Source organism: Arthrobacter sp. Hiyo1, from assembly GCF_001263615.2.
Lineage (GTDB): Bacteria > Actinomycetota > Actinomycetes > Actinomycetales > Micrococcaceae > Arthrobacter.
Map to the genome: position 1 here is coordinate 583,049 of NZ_DF952469.1, position 1,664 is coordinate 584,712.

Genomic DNA, 1,664 nt, shown 5'->3' on the forward strand with positions numbered 1-1,664 from the left:
CTCGCGCACGCGGGCCTCGGCGCTCGCTTCCGTGAAGCGGCCGCGGACCTTGCTGATGCCCGCGTGCCGGACACTGAAGCCGATCTCGCTGTGGGACATGTCCAGCAACCAGGTGCCTGAAGTCAAACCTGCGGGAAGAGTCATTTTTGGATCTCCTGATTCGAAAGAATTTCGCGTGGATCGATCCCTTCCACCCTTGTTGAGCCTCGGCATGAAGTCAAGGATTCTGGTGCGATCCGGCCGTTGCCTAAGCCACGTGTGTAGCCAATCCAGCCAGGAAGTCCTCGGTGAACCGCCTCACCCCGTCCCACTCGGTGTAGACGTAGTCGCGCGAGGTATCCGTGTCCAGGCTGCCCTTGTCGCGGGCGATCTTCTTCATCATGGCGCGTTTGAGGAAACCGTAATGGGTGTAGAGGAGGGCGCCCCTGAAGAGGCCCACGTGGGCCGGACGCCACCCCGTCTCAGCCTCGAACTTCTCCACATAACCCTCGGCGTTCACTTCATCGCCCTGGGCGGCAAGGCTGACCGAGAAGAAGGCGGAGGGAAGGCGCTGAAGCGCGGCCGTGTTCTTCCGGACAAAGTCCCGGACATAGCCCTCGTGCTTGCCCACATGGACGGACGCCCCCACCAGGACGCGTCGTAACCGTCCGGCAAGGTATCCCCGGACTTCTTGATGTCCGCCGTCAGCACCTCGTGGCCATGGCCACGAGCGACGTCGGCAATATATTCAGCAATCTGGGCCGTCTGTCCTTCAACGGTCCCGTAAGCAATGTAGATGTTGGCCATATGCCAGTCTGTCCCGGCTCCGGGCGGCCGTTATAGGGTCCAAGGTCCTCCGGATATTCAACATGCCTCCCCTTGACTGGCGAGCACCGTCGGCAGAGAGTGTCACATGTGAGGCGTGATGCCGTTCGGGAGTATCTGGCGAGTGCCCTGTGGGCGATGCCGACCTGCGCCGTCGTCGTCGCGATCATCGCGGGCGCGGGCCTTTCCGCGGTGCAGCTCGACACTACGTCACCTTTCGCCGTCCTCCTCTTCCAAGGGACATCCGACGACGCGCGGAACCTGCTCATCGGGATCGCGAGCACCATGGTGACGGTCATCGCCGTCGTGCTCGGCCTCACTGTGGTGGCACTGCAGCTCGCGTCCACGCAGTTCAGCCCGCGGCTGCTGCGGAACTTCCTGCGCGACATACCCAACCAGGTAACCCTCAGCGCCTTCGTGGCCACATTCGCTTACAGCACGGCGGGCCTCTACACGGTAGGCATCGCCGCCGGACAGCGCACCCAGGACTACCCTCGCCTCGCCGTGAGCGGCGCACTCCTGCTGCTGTTCGTGAGCATGGTGATGCTTGTCTTCTTCGCCCACCATCTGTCCCACTCGATCCAGGTGGACCAAGTCATGAAGGGCGTTGAGAAGGCCACGCTGAAGGTGATCGCGCGGTCGTTCGTCCCTGGTAATCCCGGAATCCGCATGCCAGACCCGCCGCCCGGCGCCACCGCTTTGCTGGTGCCGCAGTCCGGATATGTCCAGGCATTCCATGCCGAGGCGTTCGTCGAAGTGCTCGCGAGCCGAGGCCTCACGGCCCTGATGGTGCCCATGATCGGCCGGCACGTCGTCGCGGGTTCCCCCGCTCGCCTGGGTGTGGGAGACCACCGGCGAGC

General features: G+C 63.7%; 3 protein-coding genes and 1 pseudogene. 1 reads left to right on the top strand and 3 read right to left on the bottom strand.

Annotated elements, in window-relative coordinates; translation table 11 throughout:
- The 3 genes and pseudogenes from AHiyo1_RS26350 to AHiyo1_RS27880 form a co-directional block, all read right to left on the bottom strand.
- The coding region (locus tag AHiyo1_RS26350) for a YceI family protein (RefSeq protein ID WP_148667493.1) at window positions 1-144 on the bottom strand (144 nt) is incomplete at its 3' end.
- 103 nt (window positions 145-247) lie between these two features.
- Entirely contained in the window at window positions 248-628 is a 381-nt protein-coding gene (locus AHiyo1_RS07100) for a flavodoxin domain-containing protein (RefSeq protein ID WP_253257198.1), read from the bottom strand.
- An 83-nt stretch (window positions 629-711) separates the two neighbouring features.
- Window positions 712-786 (bottom strand): annotated as a pseudogene (locus tag AHiyo1_RS27880) (flavodoxin domain-containing protein); the annotation flags it as partial.
- Between the two features lie 108 nt (window positions 787-894).
- Here AHiyo1_RS27880 and AHiyo1_RS07105 point away from each other — a divergent pair.
- Window positions 895-1,664 (top strand): DUF2254 family protein (locus AHiyo1_RS07105; RefSeq protein ID WP_172465518.1); only part of this gene is annotated, 770 nt, incomplete at its 3' end.